The sequence below is a fragment of the Streptomyces sp. NPDC042364 genome, from assembly GCF_056437585.1.
In genome coordinates, this window is the sequence record NZ_JBWKAJ010000015.1 from 39,197 (window position 1) to 61,964 (window position 22,768).

Sequence of the window (22,768 nt, forward strand, 5' to 3'; positions counted from 1 at the left end):
TCACGGGGTGTTCACATTGCGGGCATGTCAGGACCTATGCGACTGCGTACGGCCGTCTGGACCTCGGCCTCCTCGGCCGGGTCGGCGGCCAGTCGGCGGAGCTGGTCGACGACGCGCGTGTCGCCCGTCTCGGCGTGCCGGGCGGCGATCTCGCGGGTGGTCTCCTCGCAGTCCCAGAGGCACTCGACGGCGAAGCCGGCCGGGAAGGAGGGGTCGGTGGCGGCGAGCGCGCGGGCGGCGCGGCCGCGCAGATGGGAGGAGGCGGTCTCCCGGTAGATGTGGCGCAGGACGGGTGCGGCGCAGGCGATGCCGAGCCGTCCGGCGCCGTCGACGAGGGTCCACAGGGTGGGTGCGTCGGGGCCCTCGCCGCGTACGGCCTCGCGCAGGGCGCCGAGCACCAGGTCGCTGTCCTGTGCGCCGCCCCGGCAGGCGAGGACGCGCCCGGCGGCCGCGCCCAGCGCGTCGGGCCGGTGCACCCAGCCGCGGGCCCGGTCGACGGCGGCCACACTGCGCATCCGTTCGAAGGCGTCGACGGCAGCCTCCACGACCATCGTGGTGCCGTCGGACACCGCGCCCTCGATCAGATCGAGGGCGTCGGTATCGTTGGCGTCGGCGAGATAGCGCAGGGCGGTACAGCGGGCGCCGTCGTCGCCGTACCGGGCCGCCTCGACGATCTCGGGCCGGTCCTCCGGGCCCGCGACGGCCGTGAGGCAGCGTGCCGCCGGCACATGGCGGACGGCTCCGCGTTCGATGCCTTGCCGGGCCCACTCGAAGACGGCGCCGACGCTCCAGCCGGGCCGGGGCCCGCTGGGCCGCATCTGCCGCTGCCAGCGGTCGAAGCAGCCGGTCTCCTGGGCGGCACGCACACGTGCGGCGATCGCTTCGCGGGGGTCGTCGGCCCACAGCCGCCAGGGCCGGGGTTCGAAGGCGTCCCGGACGGTGGCGGCGAGTTCCGCCTCGCCCTCCGGGTCGGTGGTGAAGCGGGCGAGTACGGGCTCGGCGAGGGCGCGCAGCCCTTCGTCGTCGTCCCTGAGGGCCAGTTCGTCCAGGGCCCACGCCCAGTTGGTGCCCGTGGCGGCGTACCTGCGCAGCAGTTCGAGGGCGTCCCGCCTGCCGTACGAGGCGAGGTGCCCGAGGACCGCGAGGGCGAGACCGGTGCGTGACTCGTCGGTGTCCAGCACGTCCTCGGCGTCGAAGAGGTGCCGCTCGATCTCGTCGAGTCCGCCGTGCAGATCGAGGTAGAGCCGGGCGTAGTAGAGGGAGCGGTTCTCGACCTGCCAGTCGTGGCGGGGGTCGCTCAGCACACAGGTGTTCAGTGCCGCGAGCGCCTCGGCCCGCGGGGCGGTGAGCGCGTGCAGGGTGCCGTCGCCACGGCCCCGCTGCAGCAGGCCGAGCAGCGTACCGCTGGGCGCTATGAACGGTTCGAACATGGGAAACAGCCTCACATCAAGCGTCGACGCAACCGGGATCTTGCTCTACCTGGCCGCGTGACAACACGTCGGGGCGCCCGCCGTTTCCTGCTTGCTGTAGACCATCTTCCTCTGCCTCTCGTCAGTGGCCCATGCGGACCGCATCACGGTCCACGTGGTGCGGCAACACCTGCCCAGCCATCGCGTCCGTGAATCACGACGTCATGATGACCCGGCGGTTCTTCCTGCCGCGACCGATATTTCCGGCGGCCCTGTACCGCCTCCCCCGTCTTTTGTGTTTTACCTGGTCAGAACATGCGGATCAGTGTGCGCCGAACAGCTCGAGCAGCCCGGTCCTGCCGAACATCCGCGCCGTGTCGACGGCGTTCGGCGTGCCCTCCAGCGGGTCCGCCCCGCCCTCCAGAAGAACCCGGATGACACCCTCCTCCCCCTTGAAGACCGCCCCCGCGAGGGGGGTCTGGCCCCGGTCGTTGACGCGGCCCCCCTCGGCGCCACGGGCCAGCAACTCCCGTACCGCGTCGGCGTGACCGTGGTAGGCGGCCAGCATCACGAGCGAGTCACCGCGGTCATTGGTGAGATCGGCCGGAACCCCCGCGTCGACGTACGCCACGAGCGCCTCGGTCTCGCCCCGCCGGGCCAGATCGAAGATCTTGGTCGCCAGCTCCACGACCTCGGGGTCGGGGGCTTCGCTCATCGCCGGGTCCACCTCTCACTTCGCGTTACCGCCACGAGCACATGTGCTTCTGGAGCCTACGACGACAACGCCGCCGTACGGGTGAATCGCCAGAGTACTGGCTTCTCGGGCACATGAGCGGAAACGGCCGAGGCAAAAGATCACATCGAGTGGCGCCCGGCGCGGCCCGCCGGCCCGGACGACCGAGGGACCGCTCGGCCACCCAGGTGGATTCACCGGACTTTCCCCCATTTGCACCTTTAATCATATGGATACATGCTGTGACCTTGGAAGAACTCATGGTGACCGTCCCCATCAACCAGGAGAACCCACATGATCCTGAACATCTCCGGCGTCGTCCTGCTCGGCGTCATCGTCTTCCTCTTCTTCCGCAAGGACGGCCTCAAGGCCTCGCACGCCATCATCGTCACGCTCTTCGGCTTCTACCTGGCCAGTACGGGCATCGCCCCGAGCATCACGGCGGGCGGCGAGAGCCTCGCGAGCCTCCTCGGCGGGATCAAGTTCTGATCCCGTCCCCATCCGTACGCACCTCCAGGAGACAGCCGTGGCCCGGGTCACCCTCCCCCGCATTCTGAGCAGCGGCGGCGCGCATCTCGCCAGGAGCCGGGAGCTGGCCCGGACGGCGGCCGACGGCGCGACCGACGTCCTCCACCCGCTGATCACGATCACCCGTGGGCTGCGCCGACTGGCCGCGGCCGGCCGGCGCAGATGGGTGGAGACACCGAAGGACCGCCGCGGGTCACTGCTCTTCCTCGCCGCCTCGGTGGTCCTGGTGGTGACCCTCGTGCCGTACGGAGCGCTGCTCGCCGTCATCACCGTGATGGCGGCGGCAGCCTGGGCGGGCCGCGACAGCGCGGCCCCCGCGCCCGCCGGCCCCGACGAGTCCCAGGCCCAGCGCCTCCGCTCCCTCTACGAGGCCCTGGTCCCCTGCTTCTCGGCCGCCGAGGACCCCGAGCCCCTCTACGCGCACGGCGGGGCCTGGGACAAGGCCTTCCCCACCTACGCGTTCGACGCCACCGGCCGGATCTGTCATCTGCTGGTCCACTACCCGGCCTACTTCGCCGACGGTGAGGCGGAGGCCCGTGCGCGCATCGAGCACCTGCTGCACGCCAAGGCGGGCCGCGGACGCGAGTACCGCTTCGACTGGGACGAGGAGGGCAACACGCTGTCGGTCAGTGTCCTGCCCCCGCTCGCCACCGACATCGCCGCGCAGCGCTTCGTGACCGCCCCGGGCGAGACGGTCCTCGGCTTCACCGACCCGGCCCAGGTGCAGCGCACGCTCCCCATCTCCTTCGGAGATGAGCAGCGCGACGTACCGCCGGTCGTCTGGCGCACCGGCGTCCGCTCCACCGAGCCCCATCTGCTGGCCGTGGGCGAACCGGGCAGCGGTACGACGACGCTGCTGCGCTCCATCGCCCTTCAGGCACTGCAGTACGGCGATGTCGTCATCGTCGACGGCGCCGGCAGCGGCGACTACGCGTGCCTCACCGGCCGGGACGGCGTCCTCGCCGTGGAGAGCGGACTGTCCGGGGCGATGGCGAGCCTGGAGTGGGCGTCCCAGGAGACGGAACGCCGGCTGATCGCCACGAACCGCGCCCGGCAGGCTGAGCATCCACCCCCGGACGACACCAAGCGGCCCCTCTGGCTGCTCCTCGACCGCCCGACCGTGCTGGCGCATCCGGCGGCGGCCGACGGCGGACGCGACCCGCAGTCCCTCCTCCAGGTCCCCCTGCGCCACGGCCGGGCCGCCAACGTCACGGTGGTCGTGGCCGAGCAGTTCGACCACCTGGACGCCCTCGGCGAGGCCGTGCTCCGGCACACCCGCGCGCGCGTTGTGCTCGGCCCCACCACCGCGGAGCGACTGGAGTCCGTCCTGGGCGCCCCACCCCCCACGACGCCCACCCCCGACGTCCCCCCGGGCCGCGGCTACGCCCGCCTGGGCACGGCGCCCGTCCTCCGTCTCCAGGTCCCCGCCACCCCCGACCCCCACGACCCGGACACCCCCGAACCCCACCGGGAGTCCGTCCTCTCACTCCTGCCGCCCCGCACGACCCCGCCGGACGCGATGGAACAGCTCGCGGTGGCCGACAACTGACGCCACCGGCTACCGGTGGACGACCCCCGCCCCGGGGCCTACTGAGCTGCGGGCAGTCGTGCCACCGGAGCGGCACGGGTGGGCGCAGCGGCACCTCGTACCGCCGAGCCGCGGAACCCGCCCCCGTTATGTTTTTCGCGGTCCTGCAAGAGGGCCACTGGCCTCCGGGCCCGGCATGACTGTGTCCCCCTGTCGAAGGGATGACCTGGGGGGTGGTGTCACCGGGCCCGGGAGGTGCCGTCGGAGACGCTGATCAGAGGTCCGGCCGCCACTCGGTCCGGCGCAATGCCGGACAGCTCGCGGGTGGCAGGTCTGCATAACGTGGATGCGCGCGTACGACACCGACGCCGAGGCCGGCACGTTCAACACCTTGGAAAGGGCGCGATGTTCGACACCGAAGACGTGGGCGTGTTCCTCGGCCTGGACGTCGGCAAGAGCGCCCATCACGGGCACGGGCTGACCCCGGCCGGGAAGAAGGTCTTCGACAAGCAGCTGCCCAACAGCGAGCCGAAGCTGCGAGCCGTCTTCGACAAGCTGGCTGCGAAGTTCGGCACCGTCCTGGTGATCGTGGACCAGCCCGCCTCGATCGGCGCACTGCCGCTCACCGTCGCCCGGGACGCGGGCTGCAAGGTCGCCTACCTGCCCGGTCTGGCGATGCGCCGGATCGCCGACCTCTACCCGGGCGAGGCGAAGACCGACGCGAAGGACGCGGCCGTGATCGCGGACGCGGCCCGCACCATGCCGCACACTCTGCGCTCCCTGGAGCTGACCGACGAGATCACCGCCGAGCTCACGGTCCTGGTCGGCTTCGACCAGGACCTCGCGGCCGAGGCCACCCGCACCAGCAACCGGATACGCGGCCTGCTCACCCAGTTCCACCCCTCGCTGGAACGCGTCCTGGGCCCACGTCTCGACCACCCCGCCGTCACCTGGCTGCTCGAACGCCACGGCTCCCCGGCCGCACTGCGGAAAGCCGGCCGCCGCAGACTCGTCGAACTGATCCGGCCCAAGGCCCCGCGCATGGCCACCCGGCTCATCGACGACGTCTTCGACGCACTCGACGAACAGACCGTCGTCGTCCCGGGCACCGGCACCCTCGACATCGTCATCCCCACCCTGGCCAGCTCCCTGGCCACCGTCCACGCCCAGCGCCGGGCCCTGGAAGCCCAGATCAACACCCTGCTGGAGGCTCACCCTCTTTCCCCGGTCCTGAGGTCGATGCCCGGCGTCGGCGTCAGGACCGCCGCAGTCCTGCTGGTCACCGTCGGCGACGGCACCAGCTTTCCCACCGCCGCCCACCTCGCCTCCTACGCCGGGCTCGCCCCCACCACGAGGTCGTCCGGGACCTCGATCCACGGCGAACACGCACCACGAGGCGGAAACCGCCAGCTCAAGCGCGCCATGTTCCTCTCCGCCTTCGCCTGCATGAACGCCGACCCGGCCTCCCGCACCTACTACGACAAACAACGAGCCCGCGGAAAGACCCACACCCAAGCCCTCCTCCGCCTCGCCCGCCAACGCATCAGCGTCCTGTTCGCCATGCTCCGCGACGGCACCTTCTACGAACCCCGCATGCCCCAGGACGACGTCGAACTCGCCGCATGACCCCAGCTAGCCAAACCACCCCAAACCAAACCAGGGTGTCTTGACGAAAGACATAGAGGCACCCCCCCGCCCAGCCACAACGCACCGGCACCCGGCACCCCCGCAGCACGCCGCACCGCACCGCACCGCTCAGGCCACGAACGTCCGCGGTCCGTCGTTCCCCCCGGACGCCCCGTTCCGTACCAGCCGCGCAGCCGCGGCCAACCGCACCGCCGCCTCCTCCGCGACCGCCCCGCCCACGGTGAACGGCAGCCGCACATACCCCTCGAACGCCCCGTCGACCCCGAACCGCGGCCCGGACGGCACACGGACCCCGACCCGCTCCCCCACCTCGGCGAGCCGCGACCCCGACAGCCCCCCCGTGCGCACCCACAGCGTCAGGCCGCCCCGCGGCTCCGTGAACTCCCAGTCCGGCAACTCCCTGCGCACGGCGGCGACGAGCGCGTCCCGGTTCTCCCGCGCCTGCTCCCGCCGCATCCCGACGGCTTGCTCCCAACCCCCCGTGCTCATCAGCCAGTTCACGGCCAGCTGCTCCAGCACGGGCGTCCCCAGATCCGCGTACGCCCGCGCCGCCACCAGGCTCCGGATCACCTCGGGCGCGGCCCGCACCCACCCGATCCGCATCCCGGCCCAGAAGGCCTTGCTGGCCGACCCGACCGTGATCACCGTGGACCCCGCCGGATCGAACGCGCAGACCGGCCGCGGCATCTCCACGTCCGCGTCGAGGTACAGCTCGGCCATGGTCTCGTCCACCACCAGCACCGTCCCGGCGCCCCGCGCCGCGTCGACGAGCCCCCGCCGCCGGTCCTCGTCGGCGAGCGCCCCGGTCGGATTGTGGAAGTCGGCCACGACGTACGCGAGCCGAGGCGCCGCCTCCCGCAGTGCCTGCCGCCAGCGGTCCATGTCCCACCCGGCGAGCCCCTCGGCCATGGCGACCGGCACCAGCCGCGCCTCCGCCTCCCGCATCAGCTGGAGGATGTTGGCGTACGAGGGCGACTCCACGGCGATCCGTTCGCCCCGCCCGGCGAAGAGGTGGCAGATGGCGTCCATGGCGCCCATGGCCCCGGTGGTCACCATGATCTGCTCGGGCATCGTCGGGATGCCGCGCGCCGTGTACCGGTCGGCGAGCATGGAGCGGAGCGCGGGGAGCCCGGCCGGATAGTCGCCGTGCGTGTGGGCGTAGGGCGGCAGCTCCTCCAGGGCCCCCCGCACGGCCCGGGTCAGCCAGGGCTCGGGCGCCGGCAGCGCCGCGCACCCGAGGTCGATCATCGAACCGAGCGCCTCCGGAGGCAGGGGCTCCAGACCACGGGCCGGCAGCGGCTTCCCGGCCGGTACCGCGGTCCAGCTCCCCGCCCCGCGCCGGGACTCCAGGAACCCCTCCGTGCGCAGCGCCTCGTACGCCGCCGCGACGGTCGTACGGCTCACGGACAGCGCGAGCGCAAGCTCCCGCTCGGCGGGCAGCCGGGCCGCCACCGGCACACGGCCTTCGAGGACCAGCAGCCGGACGCCGTCGGCGAGCGCGCGGTAGGCGGGCGGACGCTTGCTGCCCGGCCCACTGGGGCGGTCCTGCTGGGAGTTGAGCATGCGAGCGAGCTGCGCGGCCCCGACCGCGGAAGTCCACTGAGACATGTTTTGCAGTCCACCTTCCCCGAATTGGCCATGGAGGACGTCTCCCCTCAAGCCACAGGGTGACATGCGACAGGCCACTACCACCAACAAGGGGGCATTCTCGTGTCCGCACACGGGCATCTCACGCGGCGCCTGCTTCAGCTCTACGTCGGTCTCACCCTGTACGGGGTCAGCTCGGCGCTCCTCGTCCGGTCGGGGCTCGGGCTGGAGCCCTGGAACGTGCTCCACCAAGGGCTCTCCGAACGGACCGGCCTGTCGATGGGGATCGTCCTCACCATCCTGGGCGCCGCGATCCTGCTGCTGTGGATCCCGCTGCGCCAGCGCCCCGGCCTCGGCACGGTCTCCAACGTCCTGGTGATCGGCGCCGCCATGGACGCGACGCTCGCCCTGGCCCCCGACGCCCGCACCTGGGCGGCCCGCATCGCCCTGATGGCCGTCGCGATCGTCCTGAACGGCGCCGCGACCGGCCTCTACATCGCCGCCCGCTTCGGCCCGGGCCCCCGCGACGGGCTGATGACCGGCCTGCACCGGGTGACCGGCCTGTCGATCCGCCTCGTCCGCACGGGCATCGAGCTGACGGTGGTCGCGACCGGCTTCGCCCTCGGCGGCACGGTCGGGGTCGGCACCCTCCTCTACGCCGTCTCCATCGGCCCGCTGGCCCAGGTCTTCCTGCGGGTGTTCGCCGTTCCCTCCGCATCCGGCAGCACGGTCGTTGCCGCCGGTCCACCGGAGCGGGCCATACTTCCCGGGTGACCGCCCTGATACGCCACCCGTACCTCGACCATCCGGGCCCGATCGCCTTCGCCCACCGTGGCGGGGCGGCGGACGGTCTGGAGAACACCACGGCCCAGTTCCGGCGCGCGGTGGAGTCGGGCTACCGGTACATCGAGACCGATGTGCACGCCACGCTCGACGGCAGGCTCGTCGCCTTCCACGACGCGACGCTGGACCGGGTGACCGACGGGGCGGGCCGGATAGCGGACCTGCCGTGGAAGGAGATTCGGCACGCGCGCGTGGCGGGCGTCGAACCGGTCCCCCTCTTCGAGGAGCTTCTGGAGACCTTCCCCGACGTCCGCTGGAACGTGGACGTCAAGGCGGAGTCGGCGCTGCACCCCCTGCTCAACCTGATCGCGCGCACCGGCTCCTGGGACCGCGTCTGCGTCGGCTCCTTCTCCGAGCCGCGCGTGGCCCGGGCCCAGCGTCTGGCGGGTCCCCGCCTGGCCACCTCCTTCGGCACCGGGGGCGTGTTCGGCCTGCGGCTGCGCTCGTGGGGGGTGCCCGCCCCGCTGCGGCGCTCGGTGATCGCCGCGCAGGTGCCGGAGTCACAGTCGGGGGTGCCGGTCGTCGACCACCGCTTCGTACGGGCCGCCCACGCGCGCGGACTGCAGGTCCACGTCTGGACCGTGAACGAACCGCAACGTATGCACCGTCTCCTGGACCTCGGCGTCGATGGCATCATGACCGATCACATCGACACGCTGCGCAAGGTGCTGGAGGACCGGGGGACCTGGGTCTGAGGCCGCCGCGCGGCCCTTTCCCGGGGAAGCGAGGGGGCACGGGTGGGCACCGACACCGTGCGGACGGACGAGGCCGACGAGGCCGCGGACCGACGACGCGAACAGCGCGGCTGGTACTTCTACGACTGGGCCTGCTCCGTCTACTCGACCAGCGTCCTGACCGTGTTCCTCGGCCCCTATCTGACCGAGGTCGCCAAGTCCGCCGCCGACGCGGACGGTTACGTCCACCCGCTGGGCCTCCCGGTCCGCGCCGGCTCGTTCTTCGCGTACTCGGTCTCCCTGTCGGTGATCGTCGCCGTCGTGATCATGCCCCTGGTCGGCGCGGCCGCCGACCGCACCGGCCGCAAGAAGCCCCTTCTGGGGGCAGCCGCCTACGTGGGGGCCGCCGCGACCGCGGGGATGTTCTTCCTGGACGGCGACCGCTATCTCCTCGGCGGTGTGCTCCTCGTCGTCGCGAACGCCGCGCAGTCCGTCGCGATGATGCTCTACAACTCCTACCTCCCCCAGATCGCCCGGCCCGAGGAACGCGACGCCGTCTCCTCCCGGGGCTGGGCCTTCGGATACGCGTCCGGCTCCCTGGTCCTCGTCGCGAACCTCGTCCTCTTCACCTCCCACGACGCCTTCGGCCTCTCGGAGGGCATGGCCGTCCGCATCTGCCTGGCCTCGGCGGGCCTGTGGTGGGGCGCCTTCGCACTGATCCCGCTGCGCCGTCTGCGGGACCGCCGGAGCCCGGTGCCGGACGCCGGGGAGTCGACCGCCCCCGGTCTGCGCCAGCTGGCGGCGACCGTACGGGACATGCGCCGCCACCCCCTGACCCTCGCCTTCCTCCTGGCGTACCTGCTCTACAACGACGGCATCCAGACGGTGATCTCCCAGGCGTCGGTCTACGGCTCCGAGGAACTGGGCCTCGGGCAGTCCACACTGATCGTGGCGGTGCTGCTGGTGCAGGTGCTCGCGGTGTGCGGCGCGCTCGGCATGGGCCGGCTGGCCCGCCGCCACGGCGCCAAGCGCACGATCCTCGGCTCCCTGGTCGCCTGGACGCTGATCCTCTCCGCCGGCTACTTCCTCCCCGCGGGGGCGCCCCTCTGGTTCTTCGTCCTGGCCGGCGGCATCGGTCTGGTCCTCGGCGGCAGCCAGGCCCTGTCCCGCTCCCTCTTCTCCCACCTCGTCCCGCCCGGCAAGGAGGCCGAGTACTTCTCCGCGTACGAGCTGAGCGACCGCGGGATGAGCTGGCTCGGCCCCCTGCTGTTCGGTCTCACCTACCAGCTGACCGGAAGTTATCGGGACGCGATCATCTCCCTGGTCCTCTTCTTCGTCCTCGGGTTCGCCCTGCTCGCGAGGGTTCCGGTGCGCCGGGCGATCAGTGACGCGGGCAATCCCGTCCCCGAGAGGATTTAGCGCCGGAAGCGAAAGGGCTGTAGTGTACGCGTTTGGCCTGCCAGGCGTACCGTTACTGCGCGTCAAAGATGCCGAAGCACTGGATGACATCTGCTGTCAGATGTGACAAACCGGGCGCGGGTGGGTACAACAAGGGCGGCTACGACGGCGACGCATGACCCGGAACGGGACACGGAACGGGAATCTTTACCGCCGACCGGACGTTGACCGGATGACGACGACAGCGACACCTGTCCTGTGGGCGACAAGCCCGGGAGGCACGATTCATGAGTGAGCGAGCTCTTCGCGGCACGCGCCTCGTGGTGACCAGCTACGAGACGGACCGCGGCATCGACTTGGCTCCGCGCCAGGCCGTGGAGTACGCATGCGAGAAGGGGCACCGCTTCGAGATGCCCTTCTCGGTGGAGGCGGAGATCCCGCCGGAGTGGGAGTGCAAGGTCTGTGGGGCCCAGGCACTCCTCGTGGACGGCGACGGCCCTGAGGAGAAGAAGGCCAAGCCCGCGCGTACGCATTGGGACATGCTGATGGAGCGGCGCACCCGTGAGGAACTCGAAGAGGTCCTCGAGGAGCGCCTGGCCGTTCTCCGCTCCGGCGCGATGAACATCGCGGTCCATCCGCGAGACAGCCGCAAGTCCGCCTAGCCCCCTGAAGGGGCTGGGCGGCAGACCCAGCGCAACCGGAGACCGCGGGCGCCGTATCGTACGGCGCCCGCGGTCTCCGCGTGCGGGGTGTGGGGCCGGGTCCGTACAGGTGCGGCAGCGCAGGTAGCCGGCCGCGCGGTGCTCCGCGCCCCTGGAAGGGAGGGCCTGTGCCCCCCTCGACTCCTCGGTTGCCCCCTCAGTGGCCCAGCGGCGGCCGGGCATCCCGCGGCTCGCCGGCGTCGCCGTCCGCCCCGTCCCTGATGACCTCCCCCGGCACGACCTTGCCGTCGGGCCGGTGGATCCGCGCCTGCGTGAACGCGTCCCCGAGCCCCCCGGCACCCGCCTCCCGGAGCTTCCGCTCGAACGTCCGCTCCGCGTACCGCCCCAGCGCCTTCTGCACCGGCGGCACCAACAGCACCAGCCCCACGGCGTCCGAGACGATGCCCGGCAGCATCAGCAGCAGCCCGCCCAGCATCAGGAAACCGTTGCCCTCGCTCTTGCCGGCCTCGGCACCCGGCGCCGAGTCGCCGCCACCGCCCTGCTGCTGTTGCAGCGTCTCGGCCAGTGCCCGGAACGCCCGCCGCCCGGCCCTCTTGACCACCGCGGAGCCGACGAGGAACCCGGCGACCAGCAGCACGAACACCGCGAGCCCGCCGGCCGCGCCCGCGACCACCGTGAGCAGCCAGATCTCCAGCACGACCCACGCGGCGACCGCCAACGGCAGGAACGTGCGCAGCCGGGAGCGCCGAGGCCGGGCAGGGTATGTCGGGGTCGGAGCGCCAGTCGTCATGCTCCCAGTGTGCCCGCCACCGGCTCAGGACGGGATAAGGGAACGATCAGTTCTTGGCGTCCGGGGCCGCGCCCTTGCCGTCGCGGCCGAGGACCTTGCCGACCCGTTCACCGACACCCCAGGCGGTGACCCGCCACAGCGCCTCGACGAGGATGTCGCGGCTCATCTTGGAGTCGCCCAGCTCGCGCTCGACGAAGGTGATGGGCACCTCGACGACGTGGTAGCCGGCCTTGACCGCCCGGCGTGCGAGGTCGACCTGGAAGCAGTACCCCTGGGAGGCGACGTCGTCGAGGCCGAGCCCCTCCAGGGTCTCGCGCCGGAACGCACGGTAGCCGCCGGTCACGTCGCGGACGGGGACATCGAGCAGGACCCGGGAGTAGAGGCTGCCGCCGCGGGAGATGAACTCACGGGACTTGGGCCAGTTCACCACGCGCCCGCCCGGCACCCACCGGGACCCGAGGACGAGGTCGGCGCCCTTGAGCGCGGTCAGCAGCCGGGGCAGCTCCTCGGGCTGGTGGGAGCCGTCCGCGTCCATCTCGATCAGAACGCCGTACCCGTGCTCCATGCCCCAGCGGAAGCCCGCGAGGTACGCCGCGCCGAGTCCTTCCTTGCCCATGCGGTGCAGCACCTGGACGTGCTCGTCCTCGGCGGCCAGCTCGTCCGCGAGCTTGCCGGTGCCGTCGGGGCTGTTGTCGTCGGCCACCAGGACGTGCGCCTCGGGAACGGCCTGCCGCACCCGGCCGACGATCGTCTTGATGTTCTCCGCCTCGTTGTAGGTCGGAATGATCACCAAGGCCGTGCCGAGCGGGCCGAAGCGCCTCTCCTGGCCTGCTGCCGCGAGGGTCCCGTCGCCGTCGTTCACTGCTGCCCCTTCAAGTCCGTACGCAGGGGTCCACCATAGTGGCCGCGGCCTGCGATGGAGTGTCGCCTCATGTCCAGAGGGGTGTCGAATCGACAGGGGGTGTGCAGGAGCGCGCCCCGCGCAGCCCGTGCGCCGACACCGAACGACGTGCCGGCCGGGGCGGAACGGGCCGGAGCCGGCCGCCCGCCGTTCGCGGGGCCGGCTGTGGTCCGCCCCGGCGGATGGGGGCCCGGTGCCCTTCGGGCCGACCTGGGACCCGCTGGCTGCGGGTCGACCGAAAGCCGTTGTCTACTGAGCTCCCGGGCCCCACCCGGGTCACACCTACCCGACCGGGGCGGAGCACTCCGTCGCCGAGCGCGAACCCTGGGCCTGGCTGCCAGCGGTGGTGCGCCGGTGCGGCGCGCCACCCCTGACCCAGCGGCGCTACGACGACCGCGCGGAAGCTCCTCGGTCGGACGTCCGGTGGTGGACCCGGCCGAACCTACCGGCCCCCTGCCGCCCGCTGTCAACTGCCGTTTGACCTGCGGGTTTTCTCTGTGTCTCCAGGTGGGAGCCGATGACACGCAGGTCGCACGGCGCTGCGGCGGACCAGGCCCGGCTCCGCGCCGACCGTGGAGATCACTCGCCCGGCCGTACGAAAATCGTGCGTCCTGCCACCACGGTCCGCAGGCAGACGGGCAGGTCCCCGCCGGGGCTGAGATCGGGCAGACCGGGGGTGCCGGAGCGGGGGTCGGTGGACCAGCGGGCGACCCGGTCGTCGGGGGCCTGGACGACGAGTTCGCCGGTGCGCCACACCGCGTAGTCGGCGGGAGCGCCCGGGACGAGGACGCCCGCGTCGTCCCGGCCGATCGCCCGCCAGCCGCCCCGCGTGTGCGCCGTGAACGCCGCGCGCACGGAGACCCTGTGCTCCGGCGTGCGGTGGAAGGCCGCCGCGCGGACCGTGCCCCACGGGTCGAGAGGGGTGACCGGGCTGTCGGAGCCGAAGGCGAGTGGCACACCGGCCCGCAGCAGGGCCGCGAACGGGTTGAGGGCACGGGCCCGCGCGGCTCCCAGGCGCTGGGCGTACATGCCCTCCGCGCCGCCCCAGAGCGCGTCGAAGGCGGGCTGTACGGAGGCCGTGAGGCCGAGTTCGGCGAAGGCGGCCACCGTGTCGGGGGTGAGCATCTCCGCGTGTTCGACTCGATGGCGGGCGGCCCTCACCCGGGCCGGGCCGACCTTCTCCGCGGCCGCTCGCATTCCCTCGACCACGGCGGTCACGGCGGCGTCCCCGATGGCGTGGAAGCCCGCCTGGAGGCCCTCCTCGGTGCACGCGACGACATGCGCGGCGACGGCATCGGCGTCCAGATACGCGGTACCGGTGTGCGGGGCGTCCGCGTACGGCTCGTGGAGGCACGCCGTGTGCGAGCCGAGTGCGCCGTCGACGAAGAGGTCGCCCGCCGCGCCGACCGCCCCGAGGGCCCGGGCCTTGGCGACGTCCCGCTCGGCCCAGTAGCCGACGACCCGGGGGCCCGGCTCCTCGTCGGCGAGCCGCAGCAGTCCTGTGAAGTCGTCCTCGGAGGAGATCTCCGGGCCCGCGCACTCGTGGACCGAGCCGATACCGAGCGAGGCGGCGCGGTCGAGGGCCGCGCGCTGGGCCTCGGTGCGCTGGGCGGGGGTGATGGCGCCGAGCGCGGTGGCCCGTACGGCGTGGTGGGCGTCACGGGTGAGCGGGCCGTCGTCGAAGCGTTCCCCGCCCGGGACGAGGTCGAGCAGTGCCGTGGTGACGACCGCCGAGTGGACGTCGATGCGGCTGAGGTACAGGGGTCGCCCGCCGGTGGCCTCGTCGAGTTCGGCGCGGGTCGGCGGGCGGCCGCCGGGCCAGCGGGCGGCGTCCCAGCCGTGGCCGAGCAGGACCCGGTCGGCCGGACGGGCGGCCGCGAATTCCCGGACGAGAACGAGTGCGGCATCCAGGGAGGGGGCGGCCGAGAGATCCAGGCCGGTGAGGGCGAGACCGGTGGACGTGGTGTGCACATGGGCATCGGTGAACGCCGGCGTGACCAGGGCGCCTTCGAGGTCGATCACCTCGTCGACGCCGTCCGCGAAGGCGTCGGCGGCACCCTCGGAGCCGACCCAGGCGATCTGGCCGTGTTCCACGACCATCGCGGTGGCGAACGGGTCGGCGGGGCTGTGGACCTCTCCTCCGCGCAGCAACACGGTTTCCGTCGAGGCGGTGCGTTCACTCATGGGGACAGTCTCGCGCCTGCCGCCGGCACGGCCGTACCCGGGCCGTGGTCCGCGGCGCCCGGCCCCGGGTCAGATCCTCGGCGGCCTGGCCTCGTACGGAGTGGAGAGCACCACCGTCGTGCGGGTCGAGACGCCGGCGAGGGAGCGCAACCGGGCCAGCAGTTCCTCCAGCTCGTGGGGGGTGGCGACGCGGACCTTCAGAATGTAGTTCTCGTCGCCGGCGACGCTGTGGCAGGCCTCGATCTCGGGCACGCCGGCGAGGCGTTCCGCGATGTCGTCGGGGGCGCTGGGGTCGAACGGTTTCACCGAGATGAACGCGGTCATCGGCAGCCCGACAGCCTCCGGGTCCACGACCGCGGCGTAACCCCGGATGACACCGCGCTGCTCGAGTCGGCGCACGCGCTGATGCACGGCCGACGTGGACAGGCCCGTGGCCTTGCCCAGGTCGGTGTAGCTCATCCGCCCGTCCGCGACGAGCAGCTGCACGATCTGTCGGTCCAGCTCCTCCATGGCGCAAGAACCTACAGGGCGGTTGATCTCCTCGGATACCTCAGCGGCGCAGGTCATGCCCGGTTCGTGATGTCGCTGCGCGCCCGCCGTGCGCCGTCGGGCTGATCGCGCCGGTGGGCGGGGCATCTGCGAGCGGCATGTGACGAAGACCACATCACCCGAACAACCTGCGTGATGATCTCGTGATTACCGCCGACACGGGGCGGGAAGTGCTTGCTGTGGTCGAGGCCGCAGTGCCCGAACGGCCCAGCCCGAGGGGGAGAATCCCATGCAGAGTCTTAAGCGCCCTGGTCGCACCGCACCCAAGCGCCTCCAGCCGGTCATCGAGCCCGAGCCGGAGGGTGTCGAACCGGACGACGAGTTCGACGCGTACGACACCTTCGAGATGTACCGGGTCATCTGCCCGGACTGCGCTCAGCCCATCGCCCTGCTGTCCGACGAGGACGTCCTGCCGGAGCACGCGCTGGTCGTGTCGCCGTGGAACCCGTTCGGGCTCACGGTCTGTGCCGGTACGGGTCGTTCGGCCACCGACGCCCGGTCCGCGGACGAGTCCGTGGAACCGCAGGAGCAGGACACCGCCCTTCTGCTGACGCTTCCGCAGGGGCTCGACTGGCGGACGCAGCCGTTCTCGCACGTCGGCGGCCCGGGTTCGCGCCCGATGCGCGTGCCGATGACGCGGCGCCAGGCCGCCTGATCCACGGGCCGTTCGGCCCTGCGCGTCCCGCGGCCTCCCGCTGACGCGGCCGTCGCCCCCGGGACCCTTGTACGTGGTCGCCCCGCGCCATGACGTCTTCCAGGCCGCCATGGCGCGGGTTCGGTGCGCCGGCGGCGGCCCTGCACGCAGTCCGCCGGGCCGTCGCGAACGCAGGCACGATTCACCGGAGCGGTGACCGCCGTGCCGGTCGTCGCGTTGACCCGGCATGACGCCTTCGTATCCGGCGGCCGGACGTCGCCACCACATCTTCGTCCCGGCGCCGGCAGAATCGGTTCCCAAGGGCGCGTCCTCGCATCAGGACCCGCCCATCTACCGGGCCCTGATGCGTACATGGGCCGACGGGGGCCGCACTCTGCCGGGGCGTCACGACCCGGAGTGGGCGAGGCTGGCGAAGCCGCCGAGCGGCCTCGGCCAGTTCGGCGCCGCCGTGGACCCGTTCGCCACGAGCAGTTCCTCCGGCAGCTCGACTCTCGGCTTCCACGGCCCTTTCGACGGCTCCCCCGCCGACTTCGTCAATTCCTTCAGCGTGACTCGGGACCAGCGAGGTGCCGGGCGATGACCATGCGCTGGATCTGATTGGTGCCCTCGACGATCTGGAGCACCTTGGCCTCACGCATGTACCGCTCGGCCGGGAAGTCCGCCGTGTAGCCGTATCCGCCGAGGATCTGGACGGCGTCCGTGGTCACCTTCATCGCGTTGTCGGTGCACAGCAGCTTCGCCATCGCCGCCTGCTTGGAGAACGGCCGGCCCGCGTCCCGCAGCCGTGCGGCGGACAGGTACAGCGCCCGGCCCGCCTCTATCCGGGTCGCCATGTCGGCGAGCATGAAGCGCAGCCCCTGGAAGTCCGCGATCGGGCGCCCGAACTGCCGCCGCGAGGTGGCGTAGGCGACCGCCTCGTCCAGTGCCGCCTGGGCCACGCCGATCGCGCACGCCGCGATGCCGAGCCGCCCGGAGTCGAGCGCCGCTAGGGCTATCGCGAAGCCCTGGCCCTCCTCGCCGACGCGCCGGCTGTCGGGGACGCGCACGCCGTCGAAGTGGACCTGTGCGGTGGGCGAGCCCTTCATGCCCATCTTCTTCTCGGGCACCGCCCCGCTGAGCCCCTCTGCGTCACCCGGCACCAGGAAGGCCGTGATGCCGCGCGCGCCCTCGCCACCCGTGCGTGCCATGACCGTGTAGAAGTCGGCGATCCCGCCGTGGGTGATCCATGCCTTGGTGCCGGTGATCACCCATTCGTCACCGTCGCGGACCGCCTTCGTGCGCAGGGAGGCGGCATCCGAACCGGATGACGGCTCGGAGAGGCAGTAGGCGCCGAGCAGGCCGCCGCCGAGCATCGCGGGCAGATGCTCGACCTGCTGCTCCTTGGTGCCGTAGGTGGCGAGTGCGTGGCACGCGAGGGAGTGGACGCTCACACCGAGACCGACGGTGAGACGGGCCGCGGCCAGCTCCTCCAGCACCTGCAGATACACCTCGTACGGCTGATCGCCGCCGCCGTGCTCGGAGTCGTACGGCAGGCCGAGCAGTCCCGCCTCCGAGAGCAGGCCGAAGAGTTCGCGCGGGAAGCGACCGGCGTCCTCCTCCTCGGCCGCGTACGGGGCGATCTCCCGCTGCGCGATCTCACGGACGAGCGAGATCAGATCCCGGGCCTCTTCCGTGGGCAGTTGACGGTCCACCGGCTGCGGGGCGCGGTCGGGCATGGCAACGCTCTCCTCCCTGTCGGGCACTGCGGCGGCGCACACCAGGGATGGGGCGGCCCCGCCGGGTCTTACGGGCCATGGCCGATGCTGCCCCTCCGGATCTCGGAAGTGTGCTGGTCAGCGGCTGTGGCGCTTGGAGTATGCCCGATCGGCGGCACCGAGTCACCAGTTAACGACCGCTAATTAGAAGAAACGCCGGGAGGCGACTCGCCGAAGTCAATTGGTCCAAACCATTGACCAATTGGTCTAGTCCTTCTACTGTTCCGGCAACGCTGCACCGCGGCCATGCCGACCAGCCGCCTCCTGGGCCGCGCAGGTCGGCGCCCGGCGCGGCATCAGCAGGTCGGCATCCCCTCCCCCGCCCGCTCCGCGCTCCCTCACGAGGAGACTTCCCCATGCTCGGACCGTCCCACCCCCGCCCCCGATCCCTGGCGCTGATCTCCACCGCGTGCTGCGCCGTGCTCGGCGCGGGCCTCCTGGCCGGCGCGGACCCCGCGTCCGCCGAGGAGACGACGACCGGTGCGACCGCGCACCGGGCCGCCCCCGGCTCCAAGGTCGTCGGCTACTTCATCGACTGGGGCATCTACGGCCGCCAGTACTACGTCAAGAACATCGAGACGTCCGGTTCGGCGGACCGGCTGACCCACATCAACTACGCCTTCGGCAACGTCGTCGACGGCAAGTGCGCGCTCGGCGACGCCTGGGCGGACACCGACAAGCCGTTCACCGCACAGGAGTCGGTGGACGGCGTCGCCGACTCCGCGGGCCAGCCCCTGAGCGGCAGCTTCAACCAGCTCCGCAAGCTCAAGAAGCTGCACCCGAACCTCAAGATCATCTGGTCGTTCGGCGGCTGGACCTGGTCCGGCGGCTTCGGCGAGGCCGCGAAGAACCCGGAGGCCTTCGCGAACTCCTGCTACGACCTCGTCGAGAACTCCAGGTGGAAGGACGTCTTCGACGGCATCGACATCGACTGGGAGTACCCCAACGCCTGCGGTCTCACATGTGACACCAGCGGCAGGGATGCCTTCGAGGACCTGATGGCGGCGCTGCGCAAGCGATTCGGCAAGAAGCAGCTGGTCACCGCCGCGATCACGGCCGACGCCTCGAAGGGCGGCAGGATCGACGCGGCCGACTACGCGGGCGCTGCGAAGTACGTCGACTGGTACAACCCGATGACGTACGACTACTTCGGCGCCTGGGACGCGACCACCGCCCCGCACTCGCCGCTGTTCCCGTACCCCGGCATCGCGAACCCGGTCTTCAACACGGCGTCGACCATCGCGAAGCTCAAGAGCCTCGGCATCCCGTCCTCGAAGCTGCTGCTGGGCCTGGGCTTCTACGGGCGGGGCTGGACCGGGGTCACCCAGTCGAAGCCCGGCGGCACCGCCACCGGACCCGCCCCGGGCACGTACGAGGCCGGCTACGAGGACTACAAGGTGCTCAAGGCCAGGTGCCCGGCGAACGGCACGGTGGGCGGCACCGCCTACGCCAGGTGCGGGGACGAGTGGTGGAGCTACGACACCCCGGCGACGGTCAAGGGGAAGATGAAGTACAGGAAGGCGCAGGGCCTCGGCGGCACCTTCTTCTGGGAGCTCAGCGGCGACACCCCGGACGGCGAGCTGATCAGGGCGATCAACTGACCCCGGACGCACAGCACAGGGGGCGGAGGGCCTCGGCGGGCCTCCGCCCCCCGTCCCCGATGGACCCGGCCGTCAGCCGTCGCGGCGGGCGGGCGCCGGGGCCACGTACGACGGGTCGATCTCCTCGATGGCGCGCAACGCCCCGCCCAGCATCCTGACCAGCAGGTCACACATCGTGTCGCGGTCCAGCCCCGGGCGGTCGATCCAGTCGAGAGTGGCGCCCTCGACCCCGCAGACCCAGCCGAACAGGCCCATGCGGACCACCGGCGCTATGTCGGTCCTGCCGTAGGCCCCCTCGGCGATGGTGGCCACGATGGCCTCGCGCACACCGTCCCGGATGGCCTGCACCTGGGTGTCGAAGCCGACACCGCCGCTGACGATGGTGCGGTAGGCGGCCTGGTTGTCGTGGGCGTAGCGCAGATAGCAGTCGATGGTGCGCTGGACCCGCTCCACCGGGGGCAGTTGGAGACCGCCGGCGGCGTGCGTGATCAGATCGGCCACCGAGTCCTCGACGATCGCCAGGTAGTAGCCGCGCTTGGACTTGAAGTAGTAGTAGATCAGTCCCTTGGCCACATGCGCCTGTCGCGCTATGTCGTCCATCGACAGCGCGTCGTAGGAGGTGTCGGCGAACAACTTGCGCCCGATGGAGATGAGTTCGGCGCGGCGCGCGAGGGATCGGCCGGTGCCCCGGGCCCGCGGACGTTCGATCCCACGCTGTTGACTGCTATTCAATTTCCGGTCCTGGTCTCCAGCTGCCGGCGGGACAACCCGCAGTATGGCAGACCCGTACCACCAGCCTGTTCGAGTCTGGTTCGACAGGATCGGACGGTGGGTCAGACCTCGGAAGCGGCAGGGGGGCGGGTCACAGCAGACCCAGCTGAACCACCAGCATCGCGACGACCACGACCAGGGTCCAGCCCATGAGGTGTTCGACGATCTTCGGGCCGTCGTCCTCGGGGCCGCCCGTGCGGGTACGGACGACGGCGGTGGCGGAGGTCGCGGTCATGGCAGCTCGCTGGTGTGATCGATGTGCGGTGGACTTCCCCCCTACCGTCCGTCCACCTTGCCACCGGTCGGCGTGGTCGCGGCCGAGAGCTTGGTCACACGCGCACCCCGACCGCCGCGAGTGCCGCGCGCTGGCGGGAGGTGGGCCGCGCCGGGAAGTAGAGGTAGCAGACGCCGCCGGTACCGGAGACGACCTTCCCGGAGGCGTTGTACCGCTTGGTCCGCAGCCAGATGTTCTCCCACTCGCGCCGCAGGTAGACCCGGCGCACCGCCTCGTTGGTCGGCGAGTTCGGGTCGTTGGCGATGACGTCTCCGTCGGGGGTGAAGCCGATCACCGTCATCAGGTGGCCGGCCGTGCCGTAACCCGCCCCCGTCAGCTCGGCCGCGAGGAAGGACTGGGAGGTGATCACCGGGATGCCCGCCGCGATCAGCTTCTCCAGGTCGGTGAGCGAGCCCAGCCGGGTCACCACACCCTGGAGGTCCTGGTAGGTGGCGGCGTACGCGGCGTTGAAGGGCCAGTTGCCGCAGCCCTGGTACGCGTAGTCGTAGGTGTACCGGGCCGCGTGGCACACCTGCGGGTCCGCGTATTCGGGGTTGACCCAGGCCAGGTCTTCGGGGCTGGGCCTGCGCCCCCAGTACTCGATGATCATCTGGGACGAGGTGGGGCTGCACCAGGCCTCGCCGCCGTTGTCGTACTCCGGGTACTGGCCCTTGTGGGTCTCCTGCGAGTAGCGCGGGACGTCCAGCTCGCGCGCGAGCCCCGGGGTGGAGGCCGGCACGGTGAAGCGGTCGGGGATGTCGGATCCCATGGCTCCGGCCCGCCAGACCGTGGGGGTGAGGCGGGTGCCGGGCGTGCGGTACAGGGTCAGCCGCAGCCGGTACGAGACGAGGCGCAGGCCCGTGGCCGGGTCGTCGATCGCGAAGGTGTCGGTCCAGACGCTGCTCCTGCCGTCCTTCTGGCCGTCGAGGGAAGTCCGCCGGATGTCCCGGTCGCCTGCCGCCCACCGTCCCATGACGTACCAGGGCGTGGCCGTCCCGTCGGAGTACGCGCCCCTCAGTTCGATCTGGAGCCAGGTGCCGTCCGGGGTACGCGCGTTCCAGGAGGGGATGACCTCGGTCGCGGGCACGGCGAGCCGGTGCACGGGGGACGTCCAGGTCGCGTACTCCCAGGTGGCCGTACGGCCGGTGTGCGGGTCGGTGTAGTCGGTGGTGCCGACCGGGGAGCCGATCACCAGCCCCGGCCGCTCCCCCGCCTTCGCGCGGGTACCCTCGGCGCTGCCGCGGCGCCAGTCGGTGTACGACGTCCAGCCGTGGTGGTCGACGAGGCGCCCGGGGGCATGCGCCGGGCGCGCGGGAGCGTCGGTGCGGACCGCGGGCGTGGCGGCGGTGGCGGGGAGGGCGGCTCCGCCGGCCGCAGCGGCGGTGGCGACGGCTGCGGTCAGGACGGTCCTGCGGGAGGGCTCGGAAAGTCTCGACATGGGCGGGTGACCCCCAGTGGTCCGGAGACGACGGTTCGGAGACGACGGTTCAGACGCACGACTGTTCGCCAACTATGGACGCCGAACGCGGACTTCTGCCAGCATCCCGGGCCGCGCCACGCCCTCCAATATTGGTCGATACCACTGGCGCGTTCCGGCATCGCCCGTCCCGGTGTTCAATCGCCCCATGCGTACCTTCCCCGCTTCCGAGGACCCCGCCGTCAGTGACCTGGCCGACCGGCTGCGGCTGCTACCGCCGTCCTGTGGGCCTGTCCGGTTGATCGGCGTCGACGGTCACGCCGGCTCCGGGAAGTCCACGTTCGCCGGACGGCTGGCCCACGCGCTGGGGAACGCCCCCGTGCTCCATCTGGACGACATCGCCACCCATGAGGAGCTGTTCGCCTGGACCGGGCGACTGCTGGGTCAGGTGATCGAGCCACTGCGGCTCGGCGGGACGGCGCGCTACGCCCCCTACGACTGGCGGGAGCGGACCTTCGGCCCCCCTCGCGCCCTGCCCCCGGAGCCCGTGATCCTCGTCGAGGGGGTCGGTGCGGGCCGCCGGGCGCTGCGCCCGTACCTGGCACGGCTGGTGTGGATGGAACTGGCGGACGAGGAGGCCTGGGCGCGGGGGCGGGCGCGGGACGGGGCGGAACAAAGTGACTTCTGGGCCGGATGGGTCGGGGCGGAACGCCGGCACTTCGCCGAGGACCCGTCCCGGCCCTACGCCGATCTACTGGTTCGCGTGGGAAAGAAGGGGTACGAGGTGCTGGCGGGACCTGGCATGACTCCGGCATCGAGACCCGATCTCACTCAGGGTGACGACCCATCGGCAATGTGCTGAA

General features: G+C 71.8%; 22 protein-coding genes. 10 read left to right on the plus strand and 12 right to left on the minus strand.

The features are described from left to right. Window positions 1-11 precede the first annotated feature (11 nt). Both AC067N_RS26675 and AC067N_RS26680 read right to left on the minus strand, forming a co-directional pair. Window positions 12-1,430 (minus strand): HEAT repeat domain-containing protein, encoded by a 1,419-nt coding sequence (locus AC067N_RS26675; protein WP_478681416.1) that lies wholly within the window; start codon window positions 1,428-1,430, stop codon window positions 12-14. Between the two features lie 301 nt (window positions 1,431-1,731). Further along, window positions 1,732-2,124: an ankyrin repeat domain-containing protein gene (locus AC067N_RS26680; protein ID WP_478681417.1), complete on the minus strand. Its 393-nt coding sequence runs from the start codon at window positions 2,122-2,124 to the stop codon at window positions 1,732-1,734. A 312-nt stretch (window positions 2,125-2,436) separates the two neighbouring features. Here AC067N_RS26680 and AC067N_RS26685 point away from each other — a divergent pair, with 312 nt between their 5' ends. From AC067N_RS26685 to AC067N_RS26695, 3 genes are all read left to right on the plus strand, one after another. Continuing rightward, the gene (locus AC067N_RS26685) at window positions 2,437-2,631 is read left to right on the plus strand and encodes a hypothetical protein (RefSeq protein WP_055519898.1); all 195 of its coding nucleotides are present in this window, start codon (window positions 2,437-2,439) and stop codon (window positions 2,629-2,631) included. A 37-nt stretch (window positions 2,632-2,668) separates the two neighbouring features. After that, complete coding sequence (locus tag AC067N_RS26690) at window positions 2,669-4,219, plus strand: hypothetical protein (RefSeq protein WP_478681418.1); 1,551 nt, start codon at window positions 2,669-2,671, stop codon at window positions 4,217-4,219. Window positions 4,220-4,603: 384 nt separating this feature from the next. After that, window positions 4,604-5,824 carry an IS110 family RNA-guided transposase gene (locus AC067N_RS26695; RefSeq protein WP_478681419.1) on the plus strand — a complete coding sequence of 407 codons (1,221 nt, stop codon included), beginning with the start codon at window positions 4,604-4,606 and terminating at the stop codon, window positions 5,822-5,824. Window positions 5,825-5,953: 129 nt separating this feature from the next. Here the strand turns inward: AC067N_RS26695 and AC067N_RS26700 are convergent, their stop codons facing one another. Continuing rightward, window positions 5,954-7,453: an SCO1417 family PLP biosynthesis transcription factor gene (locus AC067N_RS26700; RefSeq protein ID WP_478681420.1), complete on the minus strand. Its 1,500-nt coding sequence runs from the start codon at window positions 7,451-7,453 to the stop codon at window positions 5,954-5,956. A 102-nt stretch (window positions 7,454-7,555) separates the two neighbouring features. On the opposite strand from AC067N_RS26700, the gene yczE reads away from it, so the two are divergent. The 4 genes from yczE to AC067N_RS26720 all read left to right on the plus strand — a co-directional run bounded on the left by yczE (window position 7,556) and on the right by AC067N_RS26720 (window position 11,009). Next, complete coding sequence (gene yczE / locus AC067N_RS26705) at window positions 7,556-8,206, plus strand: membrane protein YczE (RefSeq protein WP_478681421.1); 651 nt, start codon at window positions 7,556-7,558, stop codon at window positions 8,204-8,206. Then, on the plus strand, window positions 8,203-8,970 hold the full coding sequence (locus AC067N_RS26710; RefSeq protein WP_478681422.1) for a glycerophosphodiester phosphodiesterase family protein: 768 nt from the start codon (window positions 8,203-8,205) through the stop codon (window positions 8,968-8,970). The genes yczE and AC067N_RS26710 overlap by 4 nt, the downstream gene beginning before the upstream one ends. Before the next feature lie 42 nt (window positions 8,971-9,012). Further along, entirely contained in the window at window positions 9,013-10,368 is a 1,356-nt protein-coding gene (locus tag AC067N_RS26715) for an MFS transporter (RefSeq protein WP_478681423.1), read from the plus strand. A 266-nt stretch (window positions 10,369-10,634) separates the two neighbouring features. Next, window positions 10,635-11,009, plus strand: a complete 375-nt coding sequence (locus AC067N_RS26720; RefSeq protein WP_003977404.1) for an RNA polymerase-binding protein RbpA — start codon at window positions 10,635-10,637, stop codon at window positions 11,007-11,009. Window positions 11,010-11,205: 196 nt separating this feature from the next. On the opposite strand, the gene fxsA is transcribed toward AC067N_RS26720, so the two are convergent. The 4 genes from fxsA to AC067N_RS26740 all read right to left on the minus strand — a co-directional run bounded on the left by fxsA (window position 11,206) and on the right by AC067N_RS26740 (window position 15,394). Further along, a complete protein-coding gene (gene fxsA, locus AC067N_RS26725) occupies window positions 11,206-11,799 on the minus strand; it encodes an FxsA family membrane protein (protein ID WP_478681424.1) in 594 nt (197 codons plus the stop codon). Between the two features lie 46 nt (window positions 11,800-11,845). Beyond that, window positions 11,846-12,661, minus strand: a complete 816-nt coding sequence (locus tag AC067N_RS26730) for a polyprenol monophosphomannose synthase (protein WP_478681425.1) — start codon at window positions 12,659-12,661, stop codon at window positions 11,846-11,848. Between the two features lie 618 nt (window positions 12,662-13,279). Further along, window positions 13,280-14,884, minus strand: coding sequence for an amidohydrolase (locus AC067N_RS26735; RefSeq protein ID WP_478681426.1), 1,605 nt, complete (start codon window positions 14,882-14,884; stop codon window positions 13,280-13,282). 69 nt (window positions 14,885-14,953) lie between these two features. After that, a complete protein-coding gene (locus AC067N_RS26740) occupies window positions 14,954-15,394 on the minus strand; it encodes an Lrp/AsnC family transcriptional regulator (protein ID WP_033532524.1) in 441 nt (146 codons plus the stop codon). Between the two features lie 268 nt (window positions 15,395-15,662). Between AC067N_RS26740 and AC067N_RS26745 the strand changes: the two genes are divergently transcribed. After that, window positions 15,663-16,088: a hypothetical protein gene (locus tag AC067N_RS26745; protein ID WP_478681427.1), complete on the plus strand. Its 426-nt coding sequence runs from the start codon at window positions 15,663-15,665 to the stop codon at window positions 16,086-16,088. A 384-nt stretch (window positions 16,089-16,472) separates the two neighbouring features. Here AC067N_RS26745 and AC067N_RS26750 read toward each other — a convergent pair whose 3' ends face one another. Both AC067N_RS26750 and AC067N_RS26755 read right to left on the minus strand, forming a co-directional pair. Further along, window positions 16,473-16,625 (minus strand): hypothetical protein, encoded by a 153-nt coding sequence (locus tag AC067N_RS26750; protein ID WP_478681428.1) that lies wholly within the window; start codon window positions 16,623-16,625, stop codon window positions 16,473-16,475. A gap of 5 nt (window positions 16,626-16,630) precedes the next feature. Beyond that, window positions 16,631-17,803 (minus strand): acyl-CoA dehydrogenase, encoded by a 1,173-nt coding sequence (locus tag AC067N_RS26755; RefSeq protein ID WP_478681429.1) that lies wholly within the window; start codon window positions 17,801-17,803, stop codon window positions 16,631-16,633. A gap of 395 nt (window positions 17,804-18,198) precedes the next feature. Between AC067N_RS26755 and AC067N_RS26760 the strand changes: the two genes are divergently transcribed. Beyond that, the gene (locus AC067N_RS26760; protein ID WP_478681430.1) at window positions 18,199-19,443 is read left to right on the plus strand and encodes a glycoside hydrolase family 18 protein; all 1,245 of its coding nucleotides are present in this window, start codon (window positions 18,199-18,201) and stop codon (window positions 19,441-19,443) included. A 72-nt stretch (window positions 19,444-19,515) separates the two neighbouring features. Here the strand turns inward: AC067N_RS26760 and AC067N_RS26765 are convergent, their stop codons facing one another. The 3 genes from AC067N_RS26765 to AC067N_RS26775 form a co-directional block, all read right to left on the minus strand. Next, window positions 19,516-20,175 (minus strand): TetR/AcrR family transcriptional regulator, encoded by a 660-nt coding sequence (locus AC067N_RS26765; RefSeq protein ID WP_478681431.1) that lies wholly within the window; start codon window positions 20,173-20,175, stop codon window positions 19,516-19,518. A gap of 130 nt (window positions 20,176-20,305) precedes the next feature. Continuing rightward, the gene (locus tag AC067N_RS26770) at window positions 20,306-20,449 is read right to left on the minus strand and encodes an SCO1431 family membrane protein (RefSeq protein ID WP_478681432.1); all 144 of its coding nucleotides are present in this window, start codon (window positions 20,447-20,449) and stop codon (window positions 20,306-20,308) included. Window positions 20,450-20,543: 94 nt separating this feature from the next. After that, window positions 20,544-21,926, minus strand: a complete 1,383-nt coding sequence (locus AC067N_RS26775; RefSeq protein WP_478681433.1) for a peptidase C39 family protein — start codon at window positions 21,924-21,926, stop codon at window positions 20,544-20,546. Between the two features lie 187 nt (window positions 21,927-22,113). On the opposite strand from AC067N_RS26775, the gene AC067N_RS26780 reads away from it, so the two are divergent. Continuing rightward, window positions 22,114-22,767, plus strand: a complete 654-nt coding sequence (locus AC067N_RS26780; protein WP_478681434.1) for a uridine kinase family protein — start codon at window positions 22,114-22,116, stop codon at window positions 22,765-22,767. Window position 22,768: the final 1 nt, after the last annotated feature.

What these genes read in the sequence shown, in the direction of transcription:
- AC067N_RS26675 (WP_478681416.1), bottom strand. Translation starts at nt 1,430, where the DNA reads ATGTTCGAACCGTTCATAGCGCCCAGCGGTACGCTGCTCGGCCTGCTG.
- AC067N_RS26680 (WP_478681417.1), bottom strand. Translation starts at nt 2,124, where the DNA reads ATGAGCGAAGCCCCCGACCCCGAGGTCGTGGAGCTGGCGACCAAGATC.
- AC067N_RS26685 (WP_055519898.1), top strand. Translation starts at nt 2,437, where the DNA reads ATGATCCTGAACATCTCCGGCGTCGTCCTGCTCGGCGTCATCGTCTTC.
- AC067N_RS26695 (WP_478681419.1), top strand. Translation starts at nt 4,604, where the DNA reads ATGTTCGACACCGAAGACGTGGGCGTGTTCCTCGGCCTGGACGTCGGC.
- AC067N_RS26700 (WP_478681420.1), bottom strand. Translation starts at nt 7,453, where the DNA reads ATGTCTCAGTGGACTTCCGCGGTCGGGGCCGCGCAGCTCGCTCGCATG.
- AC067N_RS26720 (WP_003977404.1), top strand. Translation starts at nt 10,635, where the DNA reads ATGAGTGAGCGAGCTCTTCGCGGCACGCGCCTCGTGGTGACCAGCTAC.
- fxsA (WP_478681424.1), bottom strand. Translation starts at nt 11,799, where the DNA reads ATGACGACTGGCGCTCCGACCCCGACATACCCTGCCCGGCCTCGGCGC.
- AC067N_RS26735 (WP_478681426.1), bottom strand. Translation starts at nt 14,884, where the DNA reads ATGAGTGAACGCACCGCCTCGACGGAAACCGTGTTGCTGCGCGGAGGA.
- AC067N_RS26740 (WP_033532524.1), bottom strand. Translation starts at nt 15,394, where the DNA reads ATGGAGGAGCTGGACCGACAGATCGTGCAGCTGCTCGTCGCGGACGGG.
- AC067N_RS26745 (WP_478681427.1), top strand. Translation starts at nt 15,663, where the DNA reads ATGCAGAGTCTTAAGCGCCCTGGTCGCACCGCACCCAAGCGCCTCCAG.
- AC067N_RS26755 (WP_478681429.1), bottom strand. Translation starts at nt 17,803, where the DNA reads ATGCCCGACCGCGCCCCGCAGCCGGTGGACCGTCAACTGCCCACGGAA.
- AC067N_RS26760 (WP_478681430.1), top strand. Translation starts at nt 18,199, where the DNA reads ATGCTCGGACCGTCCCACCCCCGCCCCCGATCCCTGGCGCTGATCTCC.
- AC067N_RS26770 (WP_478681432.1), bottom strand. Translation starts at nt 20,449, where the DNA reads ATGACCGCGACCTCCGCCACCGCCGTCGTCCGTACCCGCACGGGCGGC.
- AC067N_RS26775 (WP_478681433.1), bottom strand. Translation starts at nt 21,926, where the DNA reads ATGTCGAGACTTTCCGAGCCCTCCCGCAGGACCGTCCTGACCGCAGCC.
- AC067N_RS26780 (WP_478681434.1), top strand. Translation starts at nt 22,114, where the DNA reads ATGCGTACCTTCCCCGCTTCCGAGGACCCCGCCGTCAGTGACCTGGCC.